This window comes from Pseudomonas putida NBRC 14164, assembly GCF_000412675.1.
GTDB classification, from domain to species: Bacteria; Pseudomonadota; Gammaproteobacteria; order Pseudomonadales; family Pseudomonadaceae; genus Aquipseudomonas; species Aquipseudomonas putida.
Map to the genome: position 1 here is coordinate 1,475,074 of NC_021505.1, position 21,614 is coordinate 1,496,687.

General features: G+C 62.6%; 19 protein-coding genes. 13 read left to right on the forward strand and 6 right to left on the reverse strand.

Features of this window, described 5'->3' with window-relative positions; all coding sequences use genetic code 11:
• The first annotated feature begins 26 nt into the window (after window positions 1-26).
• A complete protein-coding gene (locus PP4_RS06430) occupies window positions 27-986 on the forward strand; it encodes a YihY/virulence factor BrkB family protein (protein WP_016498417.1) in 960 nt (319 codons plus the stop codon).
• Window positions 983-1,519 carry a peptide deformylase gene (gene def / locus PP4_RS06435; RefSeq protein WP_016498418.1) on the forward strand — a complete coding sequence of 179 codons (537 nt, stop codon included), beginning with the start codon at window positions 983-985 and terminating at the stop codon, window positions 1,517-1,519. The genes PP4_RS06430 and def overlap by 4 nt, the downstream gene beginning before the upstream one ends.
• Here def and PP4_RS06440 read toward each other — a convergent pair.
• The gene (locus tag PP4_RS06440; RefSeq protein WP_016498419.1) at window positions 1,474-1,842 is read right to left on the reverse strand and encodes a GNAT family N-acetyltransferase; all 369 of its coding nucleotides are present in this window, start codon (window positions 1,840-1,842) and stop codon (window positions 1,474-1,476) included. The genes def and PP4_RS06440 overlap by 46 nt on opposite strands.
• 357 nt (window positions 1,843-2,199) lie before the next feature.
• Here PP4_RS06440 and PP4_RS06445 point away from each other — a divergent pair, with 357 nt between their 5' ends.
• From PP4_RS06445 to PP4_RS06470, 7 genes are all read left to right on the forward strand, one after another.
• Window positions 2,200-2,457, forward strand: coding sequence for a DUF2790 domain-containing protein (locus PP4_RS06445; protein ID WP_041167635.1), 258 nt, complete (start codon window positions 2,200-2,202; stop codon window positions 2,455-2,457).
• Window positions 2,458-2,593: 136 nt separating this feature from the next.
• A complete protein-coding gene (locus PP4_RS27775) occupies window positions 2,594-2,848 on the forward strand; it encodes a type II toxin-antitoxin system HicA family toxin (protein ID WP_080642764.1) in 255 nt (84 codons plus the stop codon).
• A complete protein-coding gene (locus tag PP4_RS06450) occupies window positions 2,845-3,177 on the forward strand; it encodes a type II toxin-antitoxin system HicB family antitoxin (protein WP_016498421.1) in 333 nt (110 codons plus the stop codon). Before PP4_RS27775 ends, PP4_RS06450 begins: the two co-directional genes overlap by 4 nt.
• A gap of 155 nt (window positions 3,178-3,332) precedes the next feature.
• A complete protein-coding gene (locus tag PP4_RS06455) occupies window positions 3,333-3,758 on the forward strand; it encodes a YybH family protein (RefSeq protein ID WP_016498422.1) in 426 nt (141 codons plus the stop codon).
• Between the two features lie 44 nt (window positions 3,759-3,802).
• Window positions 3,803-4,147, forward strand: a complete 345-nt coding sequence (locus PP4_RS06460; RefSeq protein ID WP_016498423.1) for a YciI family protein — start codon at window positions 3,803-3,805, stop codon at window positions 4,145-4,147.
• A 21-nt stretch (window positions 4,148-4,168) separates the two neighbouring features.
• Complete coding sequence (locus PP4_RS06465) at window positions 4,169-4,654, forward strand: SRPBCC family protein (protein ID WP_016498424.1); 486 nt, start codon at window positions 4,169-4,171, stop codon at window positions 4,652-4,654.
• The gene (locus tag PP4_RS06470; protein ID WP_016498425.1) at window positions 4,654-5,892 is read left to right on the forward strand and encodes an RNA polymerase sigma factor; all 1,239 of its coding nucleotides are present in this window, start codon (window positions 4,654-4,656) and stop codon (window positions 5,890-5,892) included. Before PP4_RS06465 ends, PP4_RS06470 begins: the two co-directional genes overlap by 1 nt.
• Before the next feature lie 126 nt (window positions 5,893-6,018).
• Here the strand turns inward: PP4_RS06470 and PP4_RS06475 are convergent, their stop codons facing one another.
• Together PP4_RS06475 and PP4_RS06480 are read right to left on the reverse strand one after the other, a co-directional pair.
• Entirely contained in the window at window positions 6,019-6,489 is a 471-nt protein-coding gene (locus PP4_RS06475) for a MaoC family dehydratase (RefSeq protein ID WP_016488563.1), read from the reverse strand.
• 34 nt (window positions 6,490-6,523) lie between these two features.
• Entirely contained in the window at window positions 6,524-7,468 is a 945-nt protein-coding gene (locus tag PP4_RS06480) for an alpha/beta hydrolase (protein WP_016498426.1), read from the reverse strand.
• Window positions 7,469-7,686: 218 nt separating this feature from the next.
• On the opposite strand from PP4_RS06480, the gene fadD2 reads away from it, so the two are divergent.
• Together fadD2 and fadD1 are read left to right on the forward strand one after the other, a co-directional pair.
• Window positions 7,687-9,375: a long-chain-fatty-acid--CoA ligase FadD2 gene (gene fadD2, locus PP4_RS06485; RefSeq protein WP_016498427.1), complete on the forward strand. Its 1,689-nt coding sequence runs from the start codon at window positions 7,687-7,689 to the stop codon at window positions 9,373-9,375.
• Window positions 9,376-9,734: 359 nt separating this feature from the next.
• Window positions 9,735-11,432, forward strand: coding sequence for a long-chain-fatty-acid--CoA ligase FadD1 (gene fadD1 / locus PP4_RS06490; RefSeq protein WP_016498428.1), 1,698 nt, complete (start codon window positions 9,735-9,737; stop codon window positions 11,430-11,432).
• Between the two features lie 158 nt (window positions 11,433-11,590).
• On the opposite strand, the gene PP4_RS06495 is transcribed toward fadD1, so the two are convergent.
• Together PP4_RS06495 and PP4_RS06500 are read right to left on the reverse strand one after the other, a co-directional pair.
• On the reverse strand, window positions 11,591-12,898 hold the full coding sequence (locus PP4_RS06495; RefSeq protein ID WP_016498429.1) for an NAD(P)/FAD-dependent oxidoreductase: 1,308 nt from the start codon (window positions 12,896-12,898) through the stop codon (window positions 11,591-11,593).
• 24 nt (window positions 12,899-12,922) lie between these two features.
• The gene (locus PP4_RS06500; RefSeq protein WP_016498430.1) at window positions 12,923-14,287 is read right to left on the reverse strand and encodes a glutamine synthetase family protein; all 1,365 of its coding nucleotides are present in this window, start codon (window positions 14,285-14,287) and stop codon (window positions 12,923-12,925) included.
• Between the two features lie 570 nt (window positions 14,288-14,857).
• Here PP4_RS06500 and hrpA point away from each other — a divergent pair.
• Window positions 14,858-18,763 carry an ATP-dependent RNA helicase HrpA gene (gene hrpA / locus PP4_RS06510; RefSeq protein ID WP_016498432.1) on the forward strand — a complete coding sequence of 1,302 codons (3,906 nt, stop codon included), beginning with the start codon at window positions 14,858-14,860 and terminating at the stop codon, window positions 18,761-18,763.
• Window positions 18,764-18,939: 176 nt separating this feature from the next.
• Entirely contained in the window at window positions 18,940-20,061 is a 1,122-nt protein-coding gene (locus tag PP4_RS06515; protein ID WP_016498433.1) for a beta-ketoacyl-ACP synthase III, read from the forward strand.
• A gap of 199 nt (window positions 20,062-20,260) precedes the next feature.
• On the opposite strand, the gene PP4_RS06520 is transcribed toward PP4_RS06515, so the two are convergent.
• Window positions 20,261-21,505 (reverse strand): putative porin, encoded by a 1,245-nt coding sequence (locus PP4_RS06520; protein WP_016488555.1) that lies wholly within the window; start codon window positions 21,503-21,505, stop codon window positions 20,261-20,263.
• Window positions 21,506-21,614 lie beyond the last annotated feature (109 nt).

Genomic DNA, 21,614 nt, shown 5'->3' on the forward strand with positions numbered 1-21,614 from the left:
TCGATCGAGCGGCGAAAGGAGACGCTATGATTTTTTCCGCCCTGCAGGGCCTGCCCTTGCACCGCGTGCTGGTTCGTACCGTCAAGGAATTTCTTGATGACGAGATGTCCACCTACGCCTCCGCGCTGGCTTACCAGGCGCTGTTCTCGCTGTTCCCTTTCTTGCTGTTCCTCATTGCCCTGATTGGTTTCCTGCATTTGCCGGACTTCTTTTCGTGGCTGCGTCTGCAATCGGAACTGGTGCTGCCACCTCAGGCACTGGAACAGGTCAACCCGGTGATCGACCAGTTGCAGCAGTCCAAGGGCGGGCTGTTGTCGGTGGGTATCGTGATTGCCTTGTGGACCGCGTCGGCTGGCGTGCGCCTGATGATGAGCGCGATGAACGCTGCTTACGATGTGCCCGAAGGCCGCCCGGTGTGGAAGCGTATCCCGCTTTCCATTTTCTACACCATCGGCCTCGCTGGCATGCTGTTGGCGGCCGCAGCGCTGATGGTGCTGGGCCCGCAGGTGATGGAATGGATCGCCGCCCAGATCGGCATGCAGGAGTTCATTGTCACGCTTTGGACCATTCTGCGCTGGCCGGTGATCATCATATTGCTGATGGTGGCGGTGGCCCTGATCTACTACGTGATGCCTGACGTAAAACAGAAGTTTCGCTTCATCACCCCCGGCTCGGTGCTGGCGGTGGTGGTGTGGATCGTGGCGTCACTGGGCTTTGCCTACTACGTGAAAACCTTCGCCGACTACAACGCCATGTACGGCAGCATTGGTGCAATCATCGTGCTGTTGCTGTATTTCTATATTTCCGCCGCCGTGTTGCTGCTGGGCGCGGAGATGAATGCGGTGATCGAGCACATGTCGAGCGAGGGCAAGAACCCTGGCGAGAAGGATTTCGAAGGGCACAAGGCCCCGGAAACCATCACCGTGCTGGGCCATGAACACCCGCAACCGAGCCAGCACCAACCTTCCGAGCCGAACCCCAGATGATCCGTGACATTTTAAAGATGGGCGACGAACGCCTGCTGCGCATCGCCCCGCCAGTGCCCGAGCACATGCTTGGTACTGCCGAACTGCAGCAATTGATCGACGACATGTTCGAAACCATGCGCCATGTGGGCGGCGTAGGCCTGGCCGCGCCACAGATTGGTATCGACCTGCAGTTGGTGATTTTCGGCTTCGAGCGCAGCGAGCGCTACCCGGATGCCGAAGCGGTGCCGCAGACCATTTTGATCAACCCGGTCATCACGCCGATGTCCACTGAAGTGGAGGACGGCTGGGAAGGTTGCCTGTCGGTACCGGGCCTGCGTGGTGTGGTGCCACGCTTCAAGCATATCTGCTACGAAGGGGTCGACCCCCAGGGCAGCCCGATCAACCGCTTTGCCGACGGCTTTCATGCGCGGGTCGTGCAGCATGAGTGCGACCACCTGATCGGCCGGCTGTACCCGTCGCGTATTCAGGACTTTGCCAAGTTCGGCTACACCGAGGTGCTGTTCCCCGGGCTTGAGCTCAGCGACGACTGACCCCGCTGTAGCGCTATCAGGCGTTTGCTACGCTGGTAGCGCTGTAGGCGACCGGCCAGGGTTTCGGGCAGTTGCACGGCCATGTGGAAACCCAGGCGCGCATAAAACGGCACCAGGTCCGGGTGGCAGAACAGCCAGGTTGGTCCCTTTTCCTGTTCTAGCGCCGCCTCGATCAATTGCCCGGCCACACCTTGGCCACGCTGCTGCGGGTCTACGAACAGTCCCGTCAACCAAAAGCCTTCACCCACCCCACTCAGGCTCAAGCCTGCAACGATGCCCGGGGCCCTTGCCACCCACAGTTCAGCGTCGCCCGCAGCACGCATGCGCGAGCCGTGTTGGCGGTAAAAGTGGTCCAGCAGCCGGCGTTCTGTGGCCGAGAGTTTCGAGCAGTGAATATTTTTTAATGAGATGGCGGGTCCTGCCCTGAAAGCTCGCCAAGGGCTCTGGCGTGAGATTTTGCGGCCAATTTGACGCAGATTGTTGCAAATACGGCAAGGGTGAATATCCGACTTCAGGGTTCAACTATTGCGAACCGGGAGTAAAATTTTACTCATCCCCCCTGGCAGTACGAAGCGGGATCGGTACTTCGTGCCATCTTCACCGTAGATGGCAACTTCTCCGCGCCATTGACGGCATTAGAAGTCAATCGATCAGCTTGAATGCTCAAAAGGCAAACCCACATGAAACCATTACTGATTCTTGCATTGGTCGGTCTGTCCTCGTTCGCCCTTGCCGACGAGGCCCAACCTGTCTCCAGCCAGCCTGTGGCCCAGCAGTACGACTACACCATGAACCTGGACATCAAACGGGTGATCAACCTCTCGACCATCCCCAATGTCTGCGAAGTGGTGCCTGCGACCATGACCTACGAAGACCACCAGGGCCAGGTGCACACCATCCAGTACCGGGCCATGGGTGAGGGTTGTCAGCAGGGTTGATCGGGCCTTGTCAAAGATTGATGGCCCTCTTGCTTCCCCAAGCTAGAGGGCCATCAGCGGTCTTACAACTCGGCAATGTAAAATCCTGAATGAATATCGAGGAAAAAGTGCTATCTTAATTTGATAGCATTTTTCGATGAACACTCGATACCGCAAAATTCTCGACGCAATTTTCCGAACGCCGACCACGGCGTCGTTGGCTTTTTCCGAAATTGAGGCATTGATACTCCATCTCGGTGGCCAGGTGCAGGAGCGGCAAGGCTCAAGGGTCAAGCTGCTGCTTGGTGAGCACTGCTGGAGGTGTCACCGGCCTCATCCAGGTAAAGAAGCCAAGCGGTATCAGATTGAAGAAGCTCGCGAATTTCTATTACGGGCAGGGGGCAGGACATGAGTTGCATGCGCTACAAAGGCTACGCCGCTCGTATCGAGTACGACGAGCGTGATGACATTTTCGTCGGCCGTGTGCTCGGTATGCGAGACATCATCAGTTTTCACGCAAGGTCGGTGCCCGAATTGCATGAAGCGTTCCGAGATGCACTGGAGGATTACCTGGCCGATTGTGCAGAGCAGGGCATTACTCCGGAGAAGCCTGCTTCGGGTAAGGTCATGCTGAGAATTCGGCCTGAGGTTCATGCTGCGGCGAGTGTCGCTGCCCGTGCTGCCGGTAAAAGCCTGAATCAGTGGGCTGATGAGGTATTTGAACAAGCCGCGATGGCCTGAGCCACGCTGCTCTAACGCAGCGCATAGGTAATATCCTGCCGTCACTGAACAGAATTGTTACCAAGGCCTGTCGATTCCTCCGCTCTCCGTTCGACCATAGGTGAAGGCACGCCGCACTGCGTGTCAAAACCCTACGTACTGTCGGAGACACCCCGATGAGCACCGCAGCCGAAACCGAGATCCGCCAACTGATCGAACGCTGGATGCAGGCCGTGCGCGATCGTGACATCCCCAATATCACCGCCCCCTATGCCGATGACATCGTTGCCTTCGATGCCATCCAGGCCCTGCAATTCAAAGGCAAAGCCGCCTACACGGCGCACTGGGAAATGTGCATGGGCATGTGCACCGGCCCCATGGTCTTCGAACTGGCCGAACTCACCGTACATGCCGCGGGCGACCTGGCCCTGGCCCACTGGCTGAACCGCTGCGGCCCGGGCGACGACGAAAGCCAGTGCGGCTTCATGCGCGCCACCGTGGGCTATCGTCGGAAAGGTGACCAGTGGCAGGTCATCCACGAACACTGGTCGGCGCCTTTCGACATGGAAACGCAAAAAGCCCTGTTCGATCTCAAGCCCTGAGCCGTTATCGCCAAACGCACTTTGCCGATGCCCTGGAGGCGACCATGAAATACCTGTGCCTGGTCTATTGTGACGAGGGGCTGTTGCACAGCCTGCCCGACAGCCCGGAAGACGCCGAATGCATGGCCTACGCCGAAGCCGTGCATGGCTCGGGGCGAATGCTGGCGGCCGAGGCGCTCAAGCCTGTGCAAACCGCCACCACGGTGCGGGTGCGTAACGGGCACATGAGCCTGACCGACGGCCCGTTTGCCGAAACCAAGGAGCAACTCGCGGGCTTCTATCTGGTGGAAGCCCGCGACCTGAACGAAGCGCTGAACATCGCCAAGGGCATCCCGGCCGCACGGGTCGGCAGTGTCGAGGTGCGACCGGTGCGCGAACTGCAACCCTGACAGCTACGGAGAACCATCAGCATGAGCCTTGCACACCCCGCGCAAGCACGCCACGAGTTGTCCATCAGCCGGCTGATCGACGCACCACCGGCCAAAGTGTTTCGCGCCTGGACCGAACCCCAGTGGCTGATGCAGTGGTGGGGGCCGCACGGCATGACCACCCCGGAGTGCGAGATGCAGTTGTGGGTTGGGGGGGGATTCCGCACCCTGATGCGGGCGCCGGATGGTAGTGAATACCCGACCCAGGGCGTTTTCTTGGAAATTGCCGCGCCGCGCCGGCTGGTGTTCACCGATGCCTTTGGCCCCGGTTGGGTGCCGTCGGACAAGGCCTTCATGACCGCCGTCATCAGCTTTGACGAGGAGCAGGGCAAAACCCGCTATACCGCCCGCGCCTGGCACTGGAATGCCGCTGACTGCCGGGCCCATGAGGAAATGGGCTTCTACCAGGGCTGGGGAGAAAGCCTGGACCGCCTGGTGGAGGTGGTGACCCAGCGGATGCCCGACTGATGACGGCACTGGCGCAGGTGCGTGCCGAAGTCGAGGCCGTGTACCGGCGGGATTCGCGACGCATCCTGGCGACGTTGATCCGCCTGCTGGGTGATTTCGACCTGGCAGAGGAGGCCATGCATGATGCCTTCTTCATCGCCGTCGAGCGCTGGCAGCGCGATGGTATCCCCGATAGCCCACGGGCCTGGCTGGTTTCCACCGGGCGTTTCAAGGCCATCGATGCGCTGCGCCGACGGGCCCGTTTCGACCGCTCTCAGGCAGACCTGAGCATGCTGCTCGACGGCCAGGCACACGACCCCAGTGAAGAAGAGTTGTTGGCGGATGACCGATTGCGGCTGATCTTCACCTGCTGCCACCCGGCGCTGTCAGCCGATGCCCAGGTGCCGCTGACCCTGCGCGAAGTCTGCGACCTGACCACCGAGCAGATTGCCCGCGCCTTCCTGCAAAGCCCGGCCACCATCGCCCAGCGCATCGTCCGCGCCAAAGCCAAGATCCGCGACGCTGGCATCCCGTATCAGGTGCCGGAGCTGAACGAGCTGCCCGAGCGCCTGGAGAGCGTGTTGCGGGTGATCTACCTGGTATTCAACGAAGGCTATTCGGCGTCCTCGGGCGAGTCACTGCTGCAGCAGGAACTGAGCGATGAAGCCATTCGCCTGGCGCGGCTGCTGGTGCAATTGTTGCCTGATGCGGAGGCGATCGGCCTGCTGGCCTTGATGCTGCTGCAGGCGTCCCGGCAGCAGGCGCGAACCGATGCCCACGGCAACCTGGTGGTGCTGGAACAGCAGGACCGCAGCCTGTGGGACCGGCAACGCATTGACGAGGGCTGCGAGCTGGTGCGCCAGGCCCTGCAAAGCCGGGCATTCGGGGCCTATACGGTGCAGGCGGCGATTGCCGCGGTACACGCTGAAGCGGCAACGGCAGAAGAGACGGACTGGGTGGAAATCGTCGGGCTGTATGACGTGTTGCAGCGGCATTGGCCTTCAGCGGTGGTGGAGCTGAACCGGGCGGTGGCGCTGGCGAAGCGGGATGGGCCGGCGGCTGGCTTGCGGGAGGTCGAAGGGATTCTGGCGCGCGGTGAGCTGCTGGACTATCACCTGGCGCATGCGGCGCGGGCCGAGCTGCATTATCAGCTGGGGCAGGTGGAGGAGGCGCGTGCGGCGTGGCGGCAGGCGCTGGCGCTGACCCGGCAGGCGCCGGAGCGGCGGCATATCGAACAGCGGTTACAGGCGCTTGAATGAGGGTGGCGGTACCGGCCCTATCGCCGGCAAGTCAGCTCCCACAGGATCACCACAATGTTCAGGCCTGTGGTGATCCTGTGGGAGCTGGCTTGCCGGCGACAGGGCCGGAACTGGCTAATTCGGTTTTCAGCTAGCCACGAAATTCGGCGGCGACACCAGCTCGACTGTCTGCTGCTTGCGCGGCGCCAGGATCTCGGCCTCACCCTGCACCACCAGCTCATCGTTCTGGTTGTACACATTGGTGGCGATGCGCACCTTGAACTTGGGCAGCTTCTCGAGAATCTCCAGGCGCACGGTCAGGGTGTCGCCAATTTTCACCGGCTTCTGGAAGCTCATCTGCTGGCCCAGGTAGATGGTGCCAGGGCCAGGCAGGGTGCAGGCCACTGCAGCACTGATCAGCGCGCCGCTGAACATGCCATGGGCAATACGCTCGCGGAACATGCTCTTGGCGGCAAACTCGGCATCCAGGTGAACCGGGTTGTGGTCACCGGACATCGCAGCAAACAGCTGGATGTCGCGTTCTTCAACGGACTTCTTGTACTCGGCCGTCTGGCCAACTTCGAGGGCTTCGTAAGGCGTGTTGGTGACCTGGGACATCGGTGCTTCCTTAAGCGTTGGGCGAGGGCGGCTATCATTCACTGCGCACAGGGCGGCCAAGGGCCAGCGCCTGTTCAAGCCAGCCGAGAATATCGGCGGTGACCTCGTCACGGTTGGTTTCGTTGAGTACTTCGTGCCGCGCCTCAGGATAGACGCGCAGCTGTACATGTCGATTGCCGGTCGCGCGCAGAGCGTCGGCCAGATGGGTGAGACGCTTGCCGGCACTGACCGGATCACATTCACCACCGATTACCAGCATGGGCAGGTTCGGATCGATCTGCGCGAGGTTACCCGGCTGGCTGATTTGCGCCAAGCCTTGCAGCAGGTCGAGCCACAGCTGGTTGCTGCAGCGAAAGCCGCACAACGGGTCGCTGACGTACAGGTCGACCTCGGCTGGGTCGCGGCTAAGCCAGTCGAACGCCGTGCGGTTGGGCTTGAACGCTTTGTTGAACGAACCGAACGACAACCATTCGATCAGCGCACTCTTGCCCTGCGGCCCCTGGCGCCAGGCCTCCAGCCTGGCAATCAGCCGCGCCACGCGATACAGCGCCGCCGGTTGGTAGTTGGAGCCACTGAGAATCGCCCCGTGAAGGCTGGCGCTGTGGTGCAGCAGGTAAGCCTGGGCGATGTAGCTGCCCATGCTGTGGCCGAACAGAAACAACGGTGTGCCCGGGTACTGCTGGCCGATGTGCTGGGCCAGCAGCCCAAGGTCGTTGACTACGGCATTCCAGCCATGATGGCGGGCGAACAGGCCGAGGCTGCCCAGCTCGGCGGTGCGCCCGTGGCCGCGTTGGTCGGCAGCGAACAGGGCAAAGCCCGCCTCGCTCAGGGCATGGCCCAGGCGCAGGTAGCGCCCGGCATGCTCGGCCATGCCATGGGCCAGCAGCACCACGGCCTTTACCGGTGTGGCCGGCAGCCATTGGTGCACGTGCAGGCTGCAGTGCTCGCTGGCGGGTAGCCAGAAGGCGTCGTGGGGCATGGCGGGTCCTTGTGCGCGCGGGTACCAGAACAGTGTATGCACAACCGGCCGGATTGCAGGAAGGGCACAAATAAGATTCACAATGTTAATGGCGGCACTTGGCGTATATGCCGCCTTGGGCTTACCTGCTAACGTCGGATCAACGCCTTTTCGCCTGCAGGCGATCAGGTAAAGGACTAAAGGACGCAGTGCAGGTCCAGGCAGAGGAACAATAATAAATGCAAGCCGACTTCTGGAATGACAAGCGCCCGGCGGGCGTGCCTTCCACCATCGACATCAATGCCTACACCTCGGTCGTCGAGGTGTTCGAGCGCTCCTGCAAGCGCTTTGCCGACCGCCCGGCGTTCAGCAACCTGGGCGTGACCCTGACCTACGCAGAGCTGGAGCGACATTCGGCAGCCTTTTCTGCCTGGTTGCAGCAGCACACCGACCTCAAGCCGGGCGACCGCATCGCGGTGCAGATGCCCAACGTGCTGCAATACCCGATCGCCGTCTTTGGTGCCATGCGCGCCGGCTTGATCGTGGTCAACACCAACCCGCTGTACACCGAGCGCGAAATGCGCCACCAGTTCAAGGACAGTGGCGCACGTGCGCTGGTGTACCTGAACATGTTTGGCAAGCGTGTGCAGGAGGTGCTGCCCGATACTGGCATCGAGTACCTGATCGAGGCGAAGATGGGCGACCTGTTGCCCGCCGCCAAGGGCTGGCTGATCAACACGGTGGTCGACAAGCTGAAGAAGATGGTGCCAGCCTACCAGTTGCCCCAGGCGATATCGTTCAAACAGGTGCTGCGCCAGGGCCGCGAGCAGTCGCCCAAACCGGTGCCGTTGAGCCTGGACGACATTGCCGTGCTGCAGTACACCGGCGGCACCACTGGCCTGGCCAAGGGTGCCATGCTCACCCACGGCAACCTGGTGGCCAATATGTTGCAGGTGCTCGCCTGCTTCTCGCAGCACGGCCCCGACGGGCAGAAGCTGCTCAAGGACGGCCAGGAGGTGATGATCGCGCCGCTGCCGCTGTACCACATCTATGCCTTCACCGCGAACTGCATGTGCATGATGGTCACCGGCAACCACAATGTCCTGATCACCAACCCACGTGACATCCCCGGCTTCATCAAGGAGCTGGGCAAGTGGCGTTTCTCGGCGCTGTTGGGGCTGAACACCCTGTTTGTCGCGCTGATGGACCACCCCGGTTTCCGCCAGCTGGATTTCTCGGCGCTGAAGGTCACCAACTCCGGCGGCACGGCGCTGGTCAAGGCCACTGCCGAACGCTGGGAGGCCCTTACCGGGTGCCGCATTGTCGAAGGCTACGGCCTGACAGAAACCTCGCCGGTGGCCAGCACCAACCCCTATGGCCAGCTGGCGCGCCTGGGCACCGTGGGCATCCCGGTGGCGGGTACCGCGTTCAAGGTTATCGACGATGACGGCAACGAATTGCCGCTGGGCGAGCGGGGCGAGTTGTGCATCAAGGGCCCGCAGGTGATGAAGGGTTACTGGCAGCAGCCTGAGGCCACTGCTCAAGCGCTGGATGCGGACGGCTGGTTCAAGACCGGGGATATCGCGGTGATCGACCCGGACGGTTTCACCCGCATCGTCGACCGCAAGAAGGACATGATTATCGTCTCGGGCTTCAACGTGTACCCCAACGAGATCGAGGACGTGGTGATGGGCCACCCCAAGGTTGCCAACTGTGCAGCCATCGGCGTGCCGGACGAGCGCTCAGGCGAGGCGGTGAAGCTGTTTGTGGTGCCGCGCGAGGGCGGGGTGAGCGTGGATGAGCTCAAGGCCTACTGCAAAGCCAACTTCACCGGCTACAAGGTACCCAAGCACATCGTGCTGCGTGATTCGTTGCCGATGACGCCGGTTGGCAAGATCCTGCGGCGGGAGTTGCGGGACATAGCTTGAGTCTATGTTGGCTGTTTCGCGGGTGAACCCGCTCCCACAGGTACTGCACAGCCTCCAAGCTTTGTGCGGTCCCCTGTGGCAGCGGGTTCACCCGCGAATGCCTTGAAGGTGGTCTAACAGGCCTGTTTCAGCCTGATCTGCGACATTTTGGTTAAAAACTCTAAAAATGACCTGTATTGTTCATTGAGTCATTTTTGTGACTTCAAGGCCTGTTTTGGCCTCTAGGCGACCCCAGGCAAAGCTGTTACTCTCGGCCCGCTTTCAGACGATCCGGTTTGCAACGAACCGCCGTCTCATATCAATAATAAGCGCATCGACGCGCCAATCGAACTTCGCTGTTGCTGAAGGAGTGGGCTTCCATGATCGAAAATTTTTGGAAGGATAAGTACCCAGCCGGGATTACGGCGGAAATCAATCCTGACGAATTCCCCAATATCCAGGCAGTACTCAAGCAATCCTGCCAACGCTTTGCCGACAAACCGGCCTTTAGCAACCTGGGCAAGACTATCACTTATGGCGAGCTGTATGCGCTGTCGGGGGCGTTTGCCGCCTGGCTGCAGCAGCATACCGACCTCAAGCCCGGTGACCGCATTGCCGTGCAACTGCCCAACGTCATGCAATACCCGGTCGCGGTCTTCGGTGCCATGCGTGCCGGGTTGATCGTGGTGAACACCAACCCGCTGTATACCGCGCGGGAGATGGAACACCAGTTCAACGACTCCGGCGCCAAGGCCTTGGTGTGCCTGGCGAACATGGCGCACCTGGCCGAGAAGGTGGTACCCAAGACACAGGTCAGGCACGTCATCGTCACCGAAGTGGCCGACCTGCTGCCGCCGCTCAAACGCCTGCTGATCAATAGCGTGATCAAGTACGTGAAGAAGATGGTGCCGGCCTACAGCCTGCCGCAGGCCGTGCGCTTCAACGACGCCCTGGCCCTGGGCAAGGGCCAGCCGGTGACCGAGGCCAACCCGCAGGCCAACGACGTGGCCGTGCTGCAGTACACTGGTGGCACCACCGGCGTGGCCAAGGGCGCCATGCTGACCCACCGCAACCTGGTGGCCAACATGCTGCAGTGCCGTGCACTGATGGGCTCGAACCTGCATGAAGGCTGCGAGATCCTCATCACCCCGCTGCCGCTGTACCACATCTACGCCTTCACCTTCCATTGCATGGCCATGATGCTGATCGGCAATCACAACGTGCTTATCAGCAACCCGCGTGACCTGCCGGCCATGGTCAAGGAGCTGGGCAAGTGGAAGTTCAGCGGCTTTGTCGGCCTCAACACCCTGTTCGTTGCCCTGTGCAACAACGAGGCGTTCCGTGCGCTGGACTTCTCGTCGTTGAAAATCACCCTGTCGGGCGGCATGGCCCTGCAATTGAGCGTGGCCGAGCGCTGGAAGGCCGTTACCGGCTGCGCCATATGCGAAGGGTACGGTATGACCGAAACCAGCCCGGTGGCAGCGGTGAACCCGGCAGAAGCGAACCAGGTGGGTACCATTGGCATTCCGGTGCCATCGACCTTGTGCAAGATCATCGACGACGCCGGCAACGAGCTACCGCTGGGCGAGGTGGGCGAGTTGTGCGTCAAGGGCCCGCAGGTGATGAAGGGCTACTGGCAGCGCGAAGACGCCACCGCCGAGATCCTCGACAGCGAAGGCTGGTTGAAGACCGGCGATATCGCCCTGATCCAGGCCGATGGTTACATGCGCATCGTAGACCGCAAGAAGGACATGATCCTGGTCTCGGGCTTCAACGTGTACCCCAATGAGCTGGAAGACGTGTTGGCGGCCTTGCCGGGTGTGCTGCAGTGCGCAGCCATTGGTGTGCCCGACGAGAAGTCGGGTGAAGTGATCAAGGTGTTCATCGTGGTCAAGCCGGGCATGACCGTGACCAAGGAGCAAGTGATGGAGCACATGCGTGCCAACGTTACCGGCTACAAGGTACCGCGCCTGATCGAGTTCCGCGATTCGCTGCCGACCACCAACGTGGGCAAGATCCTGCGCCGCGAGCTGCGCGATGAAGAGCTCAAGAAGCAAGGCTTGAAGAAGATCGCCTGACGCCCCGCCAGCGCGGTCCCTGTAGGAGCAGCCTTGTGCTGCGAAAGGGCCGCGAAGCGGCCCCAGCAATTTCAGCATTCCGGCTGAGAACGTGGGGCCGCTTTGCGGCCCTTTCGCGGCACAAGGCCGCTCCTACAGAGGTTGCACCGCTTTCGGGCTCAGCGCAGTTTTTCCAGCATCTGGTAGTACCACATCCCCGCCGCCAGCAGCGGGTTGCCCAGCAAATCCCCCATCGGCACCCGCACATGCTTGCACTGGGCAAAGGTGTCGAACTTCTCCAGTGTCCCGGTCAACGCTTCGGCCATGATCTCGCCCATGATGTGGCTGGTGGCAATGCCGTGCCCCGAATAACCCTGGCAGTACCATACGTTGTCCGACAGCTTGCCCAGCTGCGGGATCCGGTTGACCACGATCCCCATGGCGCAGCTCCACTGGAACTCGATGGGCACGCCTTTGAGGGCCGGGAAGGTGCGTTCGATGCACGGGCGCAGTTCGCCTTCGATGTCGCGTGAATCCTTCCCCGAGTAGTTGGCGCCGCCCCCGAACAGCAGGCGCTTGTCGGCGGTCAGGCGGTAATAGTCGAGCACGAAGCGGCAGTCGTACACCGCCAGGTCCTGCGGGTTGATCTGCTCGGCCAGCTCACCCAGCGGCGCGGTGGTGACGATGCCGCCCATGGCCGGGAATATCTTGCCCTTGAGCTGGCGCTTTTCCAGTTTGTGGTACACATCGCCGGCCAGCATCACCTGGCGTGCCTCGACCCGGCCATGGGCGGTAACCACCGCCGGGCGTGGGCCGTGGACGATGTCCAGCACCTCGGAGTTCTCGAAGATCAATGCACCCAGGCTGTGGGCAGCGCGGGCCTCACCCAGGCACAGGTTGAGCGGGTGCAGGTGCAGGTTGCGCAGGTTCTTCAACGCGCCCAGGTACAGCGGGCTCTGCAGGTGCTCGGCCACTGCAGCGCGGTCGAGCAATTGCACCTGCTCGCCCATGCCCCGGCGCTGGGCCTCGGCCTCGAATGCGCGCAGCTCGTTCATGTGCGAGGGCTTCATCGCCGCATGCAGGTGGCCGTGCTTGAGGTCGCAGTCGATGCCATAGCGCGCCACGCGCTGTTCGATCACCTGGTGCCTGCGCCAGCGCAGGTGCCAGATGAAATCGTCGACTTCGGCGCCAAGGTGGCTACGCATCTGCGTGCGCATGGCCTCGTCGCCCGACAGGCTGCCGGTGACCTGGCCGCCATTGCGCCCGCTGGCGCCCCAGCCGATACGGTTGGTTTCGACGATGGCCACCTTCAGACCACGCTCGGCCAGCTCCACCGCCGTGGCGACGCCGGTGAAGCCGCCACCGATGATGGCCACGTCCACCTGCACCGTGCCCTTGAGTTGCGGGTACTCGGTGTGGTCGTTGAGGGTGGCGCTGTAGTAGGACGGCGCACGTTGCGCCGGGCCTTTGTTCAATGCTGCGTTCATGGGTGTTCCTTGTTAAGTAGGGGCTCAGGCCTGGTGCAGGTACCAGCGCCAGTCCTGCTCGCTGACTTCGGCCATGAACTGGCGGTACTCGGCGCGTTTGACCTTCAGGTACACGCCAAGGAAGTCTTCGCCCAATGCTTCGCGGGCCCAATGGGAATGTTGCAGGGCATCGAGGGCAGTCAGCCAGTCGGTGGGCAGGTGTTCGGTGGCCTGGGCATAGCCGTTGCCTTCCACCGGTGCGCCCGGGTCCAGCTGTTCGCGGATGCCCCGGTGGCTGGCGGCGAGAATGGCCGCTGCGGCCAGGTAGGGGTTGGCATCGGCGCCGCAAATGCGGTGTTCCACATGCCGGCTGTTGGCCGGGCCGCCTGGCACACGCAGGCTCACGGTGCGGTTGTCCACGCCCCAGGTCGGCGCCAGCGGCGCATAGCTGTTGGCCTGGAAGCGGCGGAACGAGTTGGCGTTGGGGCAGAACAGCAGCAGCGAGTCGCGCAGGTGGCGCAGCATGCCGGCCACAGCCTGGCGCAGCAGCGGGGTGCCGGCTTTGTCTTCACTGGCGAACAGGTTGTTGCCCGCACTGTCGGCCAGGCTCAGGTGCATGTGCATGCCGGTACCGGCGAGGTTGGCAAACGGCTTGGCCATGAAGCAGGCCTGCATGCCGTGGGCATGGGCCACGCCTTTCACCAGGCGCTTGTAGCGCACGGCCTGGTCCATCGCCTGCAGCGCATCGCCGTGCTCCAGGGTGATTTCCACCTGGCCTGGGGCGTATTCCGAAATGGCGGTACGCGCCGGAATGCCTTGGGCCTTGCAGGCGGCGTACAGGTCGGCGAGAAACGGTTCGATCTGCTCCAGTTCACGCAGGCCATAGACCTGAGTGGCGCGCGGGCGGCCACCGTCGTTGTCCAGCGCCGGTTGCGGGCGGCCTTGGGCATCGCGGTGCTGGTCGAGCAGGAAGAATTCCAGCTCGCAGGCCATTACCGGGTGGTAGCCGTCGGCTTTCAGCGCTTCGATGGTGCGCAGCAGCACATGACGCGGGTCGGCGATGCTGGCCGGCAGGCCTTCGCGCGGGTGCATGCTGACCTGCACGGCAGCGGTTGGCACCCGGCGCCAGGGCAAGCGCACCAGGCTGCCTTCAAGCGGGTAGGCGCGGCAGTCGATGTCGCCCACATCCCACACCAGGCCCGAGTTTTCTACGTCGTCACCGTTCAGGGTCAGGCCGAGGATGGTGCTGGGCAGCGGCCGGCCGGTCTGGTAAACGGCCAGCAGTTCGTCGCGGTGCAACAGCTTGCCGCGCGGTACGCCGTTGGCGTCGAGGATAAAGAGCTCGAACAGCTCGATATCGGGGTTTTCGGCCAGGAAACGGGAAGCCTGCTCTACAGGTGCAAAGTGCATGATTGATTCGCTCACGGGCGCACAGGGCCACCGCACAAGCAGGCGGCCCAGTTGAGTCAAACGGCCAGAAGGAGGCCGGGTTTGGTCACAATGGCGTGAGCGAGGTGTCCGGTGGGCGCGCGTGGCGGCAGTGCCACAAAGCCCAGAAGGCGAGGATGATGTGAACCAGCGGATTTTCCCCGGCACGGCTCCGGGCCTTCGGTAGCGAAGGGCGGGACGACGGTGGGGCGATGGGCTGGACGGGAGTCATGCCTTTGATACTCACATGCGGCGTAAGGTTGATTAAAGCAGTGAATGGCAACCTTTACATATGCCCTTGCTAAACTTTCAGCCGCTACGCGATCCCTGTAGGAGCGGCCTTGTGCCGCGAATGGGCCGCAAAGCGGCCCCGGCAATGTGTGCTGGGGCGCAAATCCTGGGGCTGCTGCCGCAGCCCATCGCGGCACAAGGCCGCTCCTACAGGGACCGTGCCAGCCTGGACAGCAAAGTAGGCCCAAATCTGCGACAATCGCGCATCCTTCGAATGCCGATCATGAAAAAGCAGGCTCACCTGCATCACTAAAAAGCCCCATGACTGACCACGCCATCGACAAACTGCTGCAAAACCTCGACCACGCCATGATCGCCGACCGCCATCGTCTGCGCCGGCAACTGCACGAACTGCGCAAGCGCCCCGACGAGGCGAAGCTGGCGCAGTGGGTGGAAAAGGTCCAGGCGTCTTGCGCCCAGGTCACCGCGCGCCAGCAGAGCGTGCCGACCGTGCGCTACGACGACAACCTGCCGATCGCCGCCAAGCGTGATGAAATCAAGAAGGCCCTGGCCGAAAACCAGGTGCTGGTGATCGCCGGCGAAACCGGGTCGGGCAAGACCACCCAGCTGCCGAAAATCTGCCTGGAGCTGGGCCGTGGCAGCCATGGCCTGATCGCCCACACCCAGCCGCGCCGGATCGCCGCGCGCAGCGTGGCGGCGCGGGTCGCCGAAGAGCTGGGCACGCCTCTGGGCGGGCTGGTCGGCTACCAGGTGCGGTTCGAAGACCAGAGCGATTCCAACACCCTGGTCAAGCTGATGACCGACGGCATCCTGCTGGCCGAAACCCAGCACGACCGCCTGCTGGAGCGCTACGACACAATCATTGTCGACGAAGCCCACGAGCGCAGCCTGAACATCGACTTCCTGCTCGGCTACCTGAAGACCCTGCTGCATCGTCGGCCGGACCTGAAGCTGATCATCACCTCGGCGACCATCGACCTGGAGCGCTTCTCCAGGCACTTCGATAACGCGCCAATCATCGAGGTGTCCGGGCGCACCTTCCCGGTAGAAACCTGGTACCGCCCGCTGACCAGCGAGCAGGACGAGGAAGGCAACCAGATCGAAGACGACCTCACCGTCGACCAGGCTATCCTCGCCACCCTGGATGAGCTGGCGCACCATGAGCGCAGTGAGGGCAAGGGCCCGGGCGATGTGCTGATCTTTTTGCCGGGCGAGCGGGAAATCCGCGATGCCGCCGAGATCCTGCGCAAGGCGCAGCTGCGCCACACCGAGATTTTGCCGTTGTACGCGCGCCTGTCGCCGGCCGAGCAGCAGCGCATCTTCCAACCGCACACCGGGCGCCGCGTGGTGCTGGCCACCAACGTTGCCGAAACCTCGCTGACCGTGCCTGGCATCCGCTACGTGATCGACACCGGTACCGCGCGCATCAGCCGCTACAGCTACCGCGCCAAGGTACAGCGCCTGCCCATCGAGGCGGTGTCCCAAGCCAGTGCCAACCAGCGTAAAGGCCGCTGCGGCCGGGTCGAGCCCGGCATCTGCGTACGCCTGTACAGCGAAGAAGATTTCAACAGCCGGCCCGCGTTCACCGACCCTGAGATCCTGCGCACCAACCTGGCGGCGGTGATCCTGCAGATGCTGCACCTGCGCCTGGGCGCGATCGATGCCTTCCCGTTCATCGAGCCGCCGGATGGCAAGGCCATCAGCGATGGCTTCAACCTGCTGCAAGAGCTGTCGGCGGTCAACCGCGAGAACCAGCTGACCCCGATCGGCCGCCAGCTGGCGCGCCTGCCGGTGGACCCACGGCTGGGCCGCATGCTGCTAGAAGGTGCACGCCTGGGCAGCTTGCAGGAAGTGCTGATCGTCACCAGTGCGCTGTCGGTCCAGGACCCGCGCGAACGCCCGCCGGAGCGCCAGCAGGCCGCCGACCAGGCCCACGCACAGTGGAAGGACGTGGACTCCGACTTCGCCGCGCTGGTCAACCTGTGGCGTGGTTTTGAAGAGCAGCGCCAGGCGCTGACGGCCAACCCGCTGCGCAACTGGTGCCGCAAGAACTTCCTGAATTACCTGCGCCTGCGTGAATGGCGCGATGCCCACCGCCAGCTGGCACTGATCTGCCGTGAGCTGCAGTTGACGGTGAACAAGGAACCGTCCGACTACCTGAAGATGCACAAGGCCATCCTCAGTGGCCTGCTGAGCCAGATCGGCCAGAAGACCGAAGAGGGCGACTACCAGGGTGCTCGCCAACGGCGGTTCTGGGTACACCCGTCGTCGGGCCTGGGGCGCAAGCGCCCGCAGTGGGTAATGGCCGCCGAACTGGTCGAGACCACCAAGCTGTATGCGCGCATGGTGGCCAAGATCGAGCCGGACTGGATCGAGCCGCTGGCCGGCCACCTGGTCAAGAAGAACCACTTCGAACCGCACTGGGAGAAAAAGCGCGGGCAGGTGGTGGCCTATGAGCAGATCACCTTGTACGGGCTGATTCTGGTTGGCCGCCGCCCGGTGCACTACGGCCCGATCGACCCGGTTACTTCACGCGAGCTGTTTATCCGGGAAGGCCTGGTGGGGGGCGAAATCCAGTCGCGAGCCAAGTGCCTGACTGCCAACAAACGCCTGCTTGAGGAGCTTGACGAGCTGGAGGCCAAGGCCCGCCGGCGCGACATCCTGGCCGACGAAGAAACGCTGTACGCCTTCTACGAAGCGCGCCTGCCGGCGGAAATACACCAGACCGCGACCTTCGACAGCTGGTACCGCATGGGCAGCCAGAAGGACGCCAACCTGCTGATCATGCGCGAGGAGGACGTGCTGGCCCGCGAGGCCAGCGAGGTGACCGCAGCGCAGTACCCCGACAGCATGCAAGTGGGTGAGCTGCGCCTGCCGCTGAGCTACCATTTCGAGCCCGGCCACCCGCGTGACGGCGTGACTGTGCGGGTGCCGGCACCGCTGTTGCCAAGCCTGCCCGGTGAACGCCTGGAATGGCTGGTGCCGGGCCTGCTTGAAGCCAAGTGCGTGGCGCTGGTGCGCAACTTGCCAAAGGCCCTGCGCAAGAACTTCGTGCCGGTGCCGGACTTCGTCAAGGCCTCGCTGGCGCGCATGACGTTCGGCCAAGGGGCGCTGCCGCAGGCCCTGGGCCAGGAGCTGTTACGCATGACCGGTGCGCGGGTGTCCGATGAGGCCTGGGAAGAATCGGTCAAACTGGTCGAAGGCCACCTGCGGATGAACATCGAAGTGGTCGATGGCCAAGGCAAGTTCCTTGGCGAAGGCCGCGACCTGGCCGAGCTGACCGCACGCTTTGCCGCTGCCAGCCAGGCAGCGCTGGCTGTGCCGCGTGATGCCAAAAGCGAACAGCCGGTACAGGCCAAAGCCTTCAGCGAGGTGAAACAGACCGCCCAGCAGAAGATTGCCGGCCTGTCGATGACCGTGTACCCGGCGCTGGTCGAAGACAACGGCACCGTGCGCGAAGGGCGCTTCTCGACCCAGGCCGAAGCCGAGTTCCAGCACCGTCGCGCGTTGCAACGGCTGTTGCTGCAGCAACTGGCCGAGCCGGCCAAGTTCCTGCGCGGCAAGCTGCCGGGGCTGACCGAACTGGGCCTGCTGTACCGTGACATGGGCCGGGTCGAGGCGCTGGTCGAAGACATTCTGCTGGCCAGCCTGGACAGCTGCATTCTCGAGGGAGAACAACCACTGCCTCGTGATGGCGCGGCCCTGGCCGGGCTGGCTGAACGCAAGCGCGGCAGCTGGGCCGAGCATGCCGAGCGCCTGGCGCGGCTGACGTTGGAGGTGCTGAAGCTCTGGCATGGCCTGCAGAAGCGCTTCAAGGGCAAGATCGACCTGAGCCAGGCGGTGGCGCTGAACGACATCAAGCAGCAGCTAAGCAACCTGGTATACCCGGGCTTTGTGCGCGAAACGCCCGCGGCGTGGTTCAAGGAGCTGCCACGCTACCTCAAGGCGGTGGAACTGCGCCTGGAAAAGCTGGGTTCGCAAGTGCAGAAGGACCGGGTCTGGTCCGGCGAGCTGGCCAACCTGTGGGCGCAGTACAAGGCCCGTGCCGACAAGCACGCCCAAGAGGGCAAGCGTGATGAGCAACTGGCTTTGTACCGTTGGTGGCTGGAGGAATATCGGGTGTCGTTGTTTGCCCAGCAGTTGGGGACCAAGGTGCCGATTTCTGACAAGCGACTGAGCAAACAGTGGAGTCAGGTGGAAGGCTAAACTTCTACAGTTGTGGCAATATTGGTGCAATTTGGGGCCGCTTTGCGGCCCTTCGCGGGCACGCCCGCTCCCACAGGAGACAAGCCTACGCCCCTAAATTGGCACTAAAGTGCCATTAACCTGCCATATTTCCAGCCAGCGCCCCGTGGCGATGGCCTTTGACCAGAGGAACGACCGTGCATAACGTCGTGATCAGCGGCACCGGCCTGTACACCCCGGCCCAGAGCATTTCCAACGAAGAACTGGTGGCCTCTTTCAACGCCTGGTCGCAGCAGTTCAACCAGGACAACGCCGCCGCCATCGAGCGCGGTGAAGTCGAAGCGGCGCCGGTGTCCGACGCGGCATTCATCGAAAAGGCCTCGGGCATCAAGAGCCGCTTCGTCATGGACAAGGCCGGCATACTCGACCCGCAGCGCATGAAACCACGCCTGCCAGAGCGTTCCAACGACGAACCGTCGGTGCTCTGCGAAATGGCCGTGGCCGCCGCTCGCCAGGCCCTGGAGCGCGCCGGCCGCACGGCTGCCGATGTCGACGGGGTGATCGTCGCCTGCTCCAACTTGCAGCGCCCATACCCGGCCATTGCTATCGAAGTACAACAGGCGCTGGGCATCCAGGGCTTTGCCTTCGACATGAACGTGGCCTGCTCGTCGGCCACCTTCGGCATCCAGACCGCCGCCAACAGCGTGGCCCTGGGCCAGGCGCGCGCGGTACTGATGGTCAACCCGGAGGTGTGCACTGGCCACCTGAACTTCCGTGACCGTGACAGCCACTTCATTTTCGGTGATGCCGCCACGGCGGTGCTGATCGAGCGTGCCGACCAGGCCACCTCGGCGCATCAGTTCGACATCGTCAGCAGCAAGTTGTGGACCGAGTTTTCCAACAACATCCGCAACAACTTCGGCTTCCTCAACCGTGCGGCGGAAGAGGGTGAGGGTGCGGCAGACAAACTGTTCATCCAGGAAGGCCGCAAGGTGTTCCGCGAGGTGTGCCCGAAAGTGGCCGAGCTGATCGGTGAGCACCTGCAGGAAAACGGCCTGCAACCGAGCGATGTGAAGCGCTTCTGGCTGCACCAGGCGAACCTCAGCATGAACCACCTGATCGTCAAGAAGCTGCTGGGGCGTGAAGTGGCCGAGGAGGATGCACCGGTGATTCTCGACCGTTATGCCAACACCAGTTCGGCGGGGTCGGTGATTGCCTTCCACCTTTATCAGGATGACCTGGCCAAGGGCTCGCTGGGCGTGTTGAGCTCGTTTGGTGCGGGGTATTCGATTGGTAGTGTGATCTTGCGCAAGCGCTGATTTGTGAGGCGCTTGTTACGGCCCTTTCGCGGGCTTGCCCGCTCCCACAGGTACAGCTCAGTTCTCAAGGCCTGTGGTGATCCTGTGGGAGCGGGCAAGCCCGCGAAGGGGCCGGCGCATTTCACACAGGCAAAAAAAGCGGGAAACGCCGGATGGGGTCGGCGTTTCCCGCTTCAGCTTTAAGCAGAGAGGGTGACGCTTAGAACTTGGCTTCCAGGTCTACCTGCAGGGTGTCTACGTCAGCATCGCTGTTCGGCAGGTTGGAGTAGTCGGTCTTGGCCATCATGTAGGCCGCGCCCAGGGCGAAGTTCTTGTCGATTTCGTAACCCACTTTGAACTTGTGGCCACGGGAACCGGTGAAGCCGTTACCGAAGTCGGAGTCGGTGAACAGGCTCACTACACCGTTACGCTGCACGTCGCGGTAGTTGTAGTCCAGGCTCCAGGCGCCGATCTTGCTCTTCAGGCCAGCCAGCCAGGCCTTGTCCTTGCCATCGGTGCTTTCGGTGTTCTTGACGAACTGGCCGTAAGCCGACAGTGGGATGGCGAAGCCGGTGAAGTCGACCTGGCCGAAACCTTCCACCAGCTGGAACTCGTTGGTGGTGTTGCCCAGCGAAGCCAGGGCAGCCGAGGCCTTGTCGTTGTCGTAGCCATAGATGCTGCCGCCCACGGTAACCTTGACGGTGTCAGCCGCGTTGAACTTGGTGCCCAACTGGGCCGCATACAGCTGTGCGTCGTGCTTGTACTGCACGCCGTCGCCGTCTACGTTGTCCTTCAGGTTGTAGTGGCCGATGCTGCCGAACACTTCGGCCGGGCCGAGGTTGGTCTTGTAGGTGGCCGCTACGCCTTCCGGGTTGATGTCGCTGTCCCAGATGATGTCGCCCATGCTCACCCATGGCTGCATCATCTTGCCGCCGATGAGGTGCAGGTTTGGCACGGCAGTCGGGTGCCAGTCGAGGTAGGCCAGGTCGACCCACAGCGATTTCTTCTCGAAGTAGTTGTCCAGGCTCTGGTTGGTCGAGCGGGCATCGGCGCTGCTGCCGGTGGCCACACGCACGCCGGCGTCGACCTGTGGGTTGATCTCGCTGTAGAAACCGACACGGGCACGCACGCGCTCACGGTCCTGGTTGCCACTGCGGGAGATCGGGTTGTCGACGTTGACGTCTTCGTAACGCAGGCGCACGTCACCCTTGATCTGGGTCTTGGCGGCCCATGCCACTTTTTGTTCAAAGGAGCTCATACGTTCGGACTGAGCTTTCTGGTCGGCCTTTTCCTTGGTTTCTTTTGCCAGGTCGCCCTGCAGTTCGTTGTACTGCGCCTGGTTGATCGAGCCGTTGGCGCGGAGCATTTCGAGCAGCTTGGCGTCGACAGCAGCACTGGCCGGGGCGCTCAGAGCCAGCATCATGCCGGTGAGGCTCACTCCGGTAAGTGTAGAAACAAGACGCATAAGGTTCTCCCTACTGAAAAAAAATGGGGGAGGCTCAAGCGCCTGCCCCTGCGTTGGCATGTCTTCGGAAAGGGCCTGAATAGACAGGTTCTGGGGTTCCGGAAAACAG

Bases quoted from the DNA above. Each gene is read 5' to 3' on its own strand.
- PP4_RS06475 (WP_016488563.1), bottom strand. From the start codon at position 6,489: ATGTCCCAGGTCACCAACACGCCTTACGAAGCCCTCGAAGTTGGCCAG.
- PP4_RS06495 (WP_016498429.1), bottom strand. From the start codon at position 12,898: ATGAACGCAGCATTGAACAAAGGCCCGGCGCAACGTGCGCCGTCCTAC.
- fadD2 (WP_016498427.1), top strand. From the start codon at position 7,687: ATGCAAGCCGACTTCTGGAATGACAAGCGCCCGGCGGGCGTGCCTTCC.
- hrpA (WP_016498432.1), top strand. From the start codon at position 14,858: ATGACTGACCACGCCATCGACAAACTGCTGCAAAACCTCGACCACGCC.
- PP4_RS06520 (WP_016488555.1), bottom strand. From the start codon at position 21,505: ATGCGTCTTGTTTCTACACTTACCGGAGTGAGCCTCACCGGCATGATG.
- PP4_RS06500 (WP_016498430.1), bottom strand. From the start codon at position 14,287: ATGCACTTTGCACCTGTAGAGCAGGCTTCCCGTTTCCTGGCCGAAAAC.
- PP4_RS06430 (WP_016498417.1), top strand. From the start codon at position 27: ATGATTTTTTCCGCCCTGCAGGGCCTGCCCTTGCACCGCGTGCTGGTT.
- PP4_RS06440 (WP_016498419.1), bottom strand. From the start codon at position 1,842: ATGCGTGCTGCGGGCGACGCTGAACTGTGGGTGGCAAGGGCCCCGGGC.
- PP4_RS06460 (WP_016498423.1), top strand. From the start codon at position 3,803: ATGAAATACCTGTGCCTGGTCTATTGTGACGAGGGGCTGTTGCACAGC.
- fadD1 (WP_016498428.1), top strand. From the start codon at position 9,735: ATGATCGAAAATTTTTGGAAGGATAAGTACCCAGCCGGGATTACGGCG.
- PP4_RS06480 (WP_016498426.1), bottom strand. From the start codon at position 7,468: ATGCCCCACGACGCCTTCTGGCTACCCGCCAGCGAGCACTGCAGCCTG.
- PP4_RS06470 (WP_016498425.1), top strand. From the start codon at position 4,654: ATGACGGCACTGGCGCAGGTGCGTGCCGAAGTCGAGGCCGTGTACCGG.
- def (WP_016498418.1), top strand. From the start codon at position 983: ATGATCCGTGACATTTTAAAGATGGGCGACGAACGCCTGCTGCGCATC.
- PP4_RS06455 (WP_016498422.1), top strand. From the start codon at position 3,333: ATGAGCACCGCAGCCGAAACCGAGATCCGCCAACTGATCGAACGCTGG.
- PP4_RS06445 (WP_041167635.1), top strand. From the start codon at position 2,200: ATGAAACCATTACTGATTCTTGCATTGGTCGGTCTGTCCTCGTTCGCC.
- PP4_RS27775 (WP_080642764.1), top strand. From the start codon at position 2,594: ATGAACACTCGATACCGCAAAATTCTCGACGCAATTTTCCGAACGCCG.
- PP4_RS06465 (WP_016498424.1), top strand. From the start codon at position 4,169: ATGAGCCTTGCACACCCCGCGCAAGCACGCCACGAGTTGTCCATCAGC.
- PP4_RS06450 (WP_016498421.1), top strand. From the start codon at position 2,845: ATGAGTTGCATGCGCTACAAAGGCTACGCCGCTCGTATCGAGTACGAC.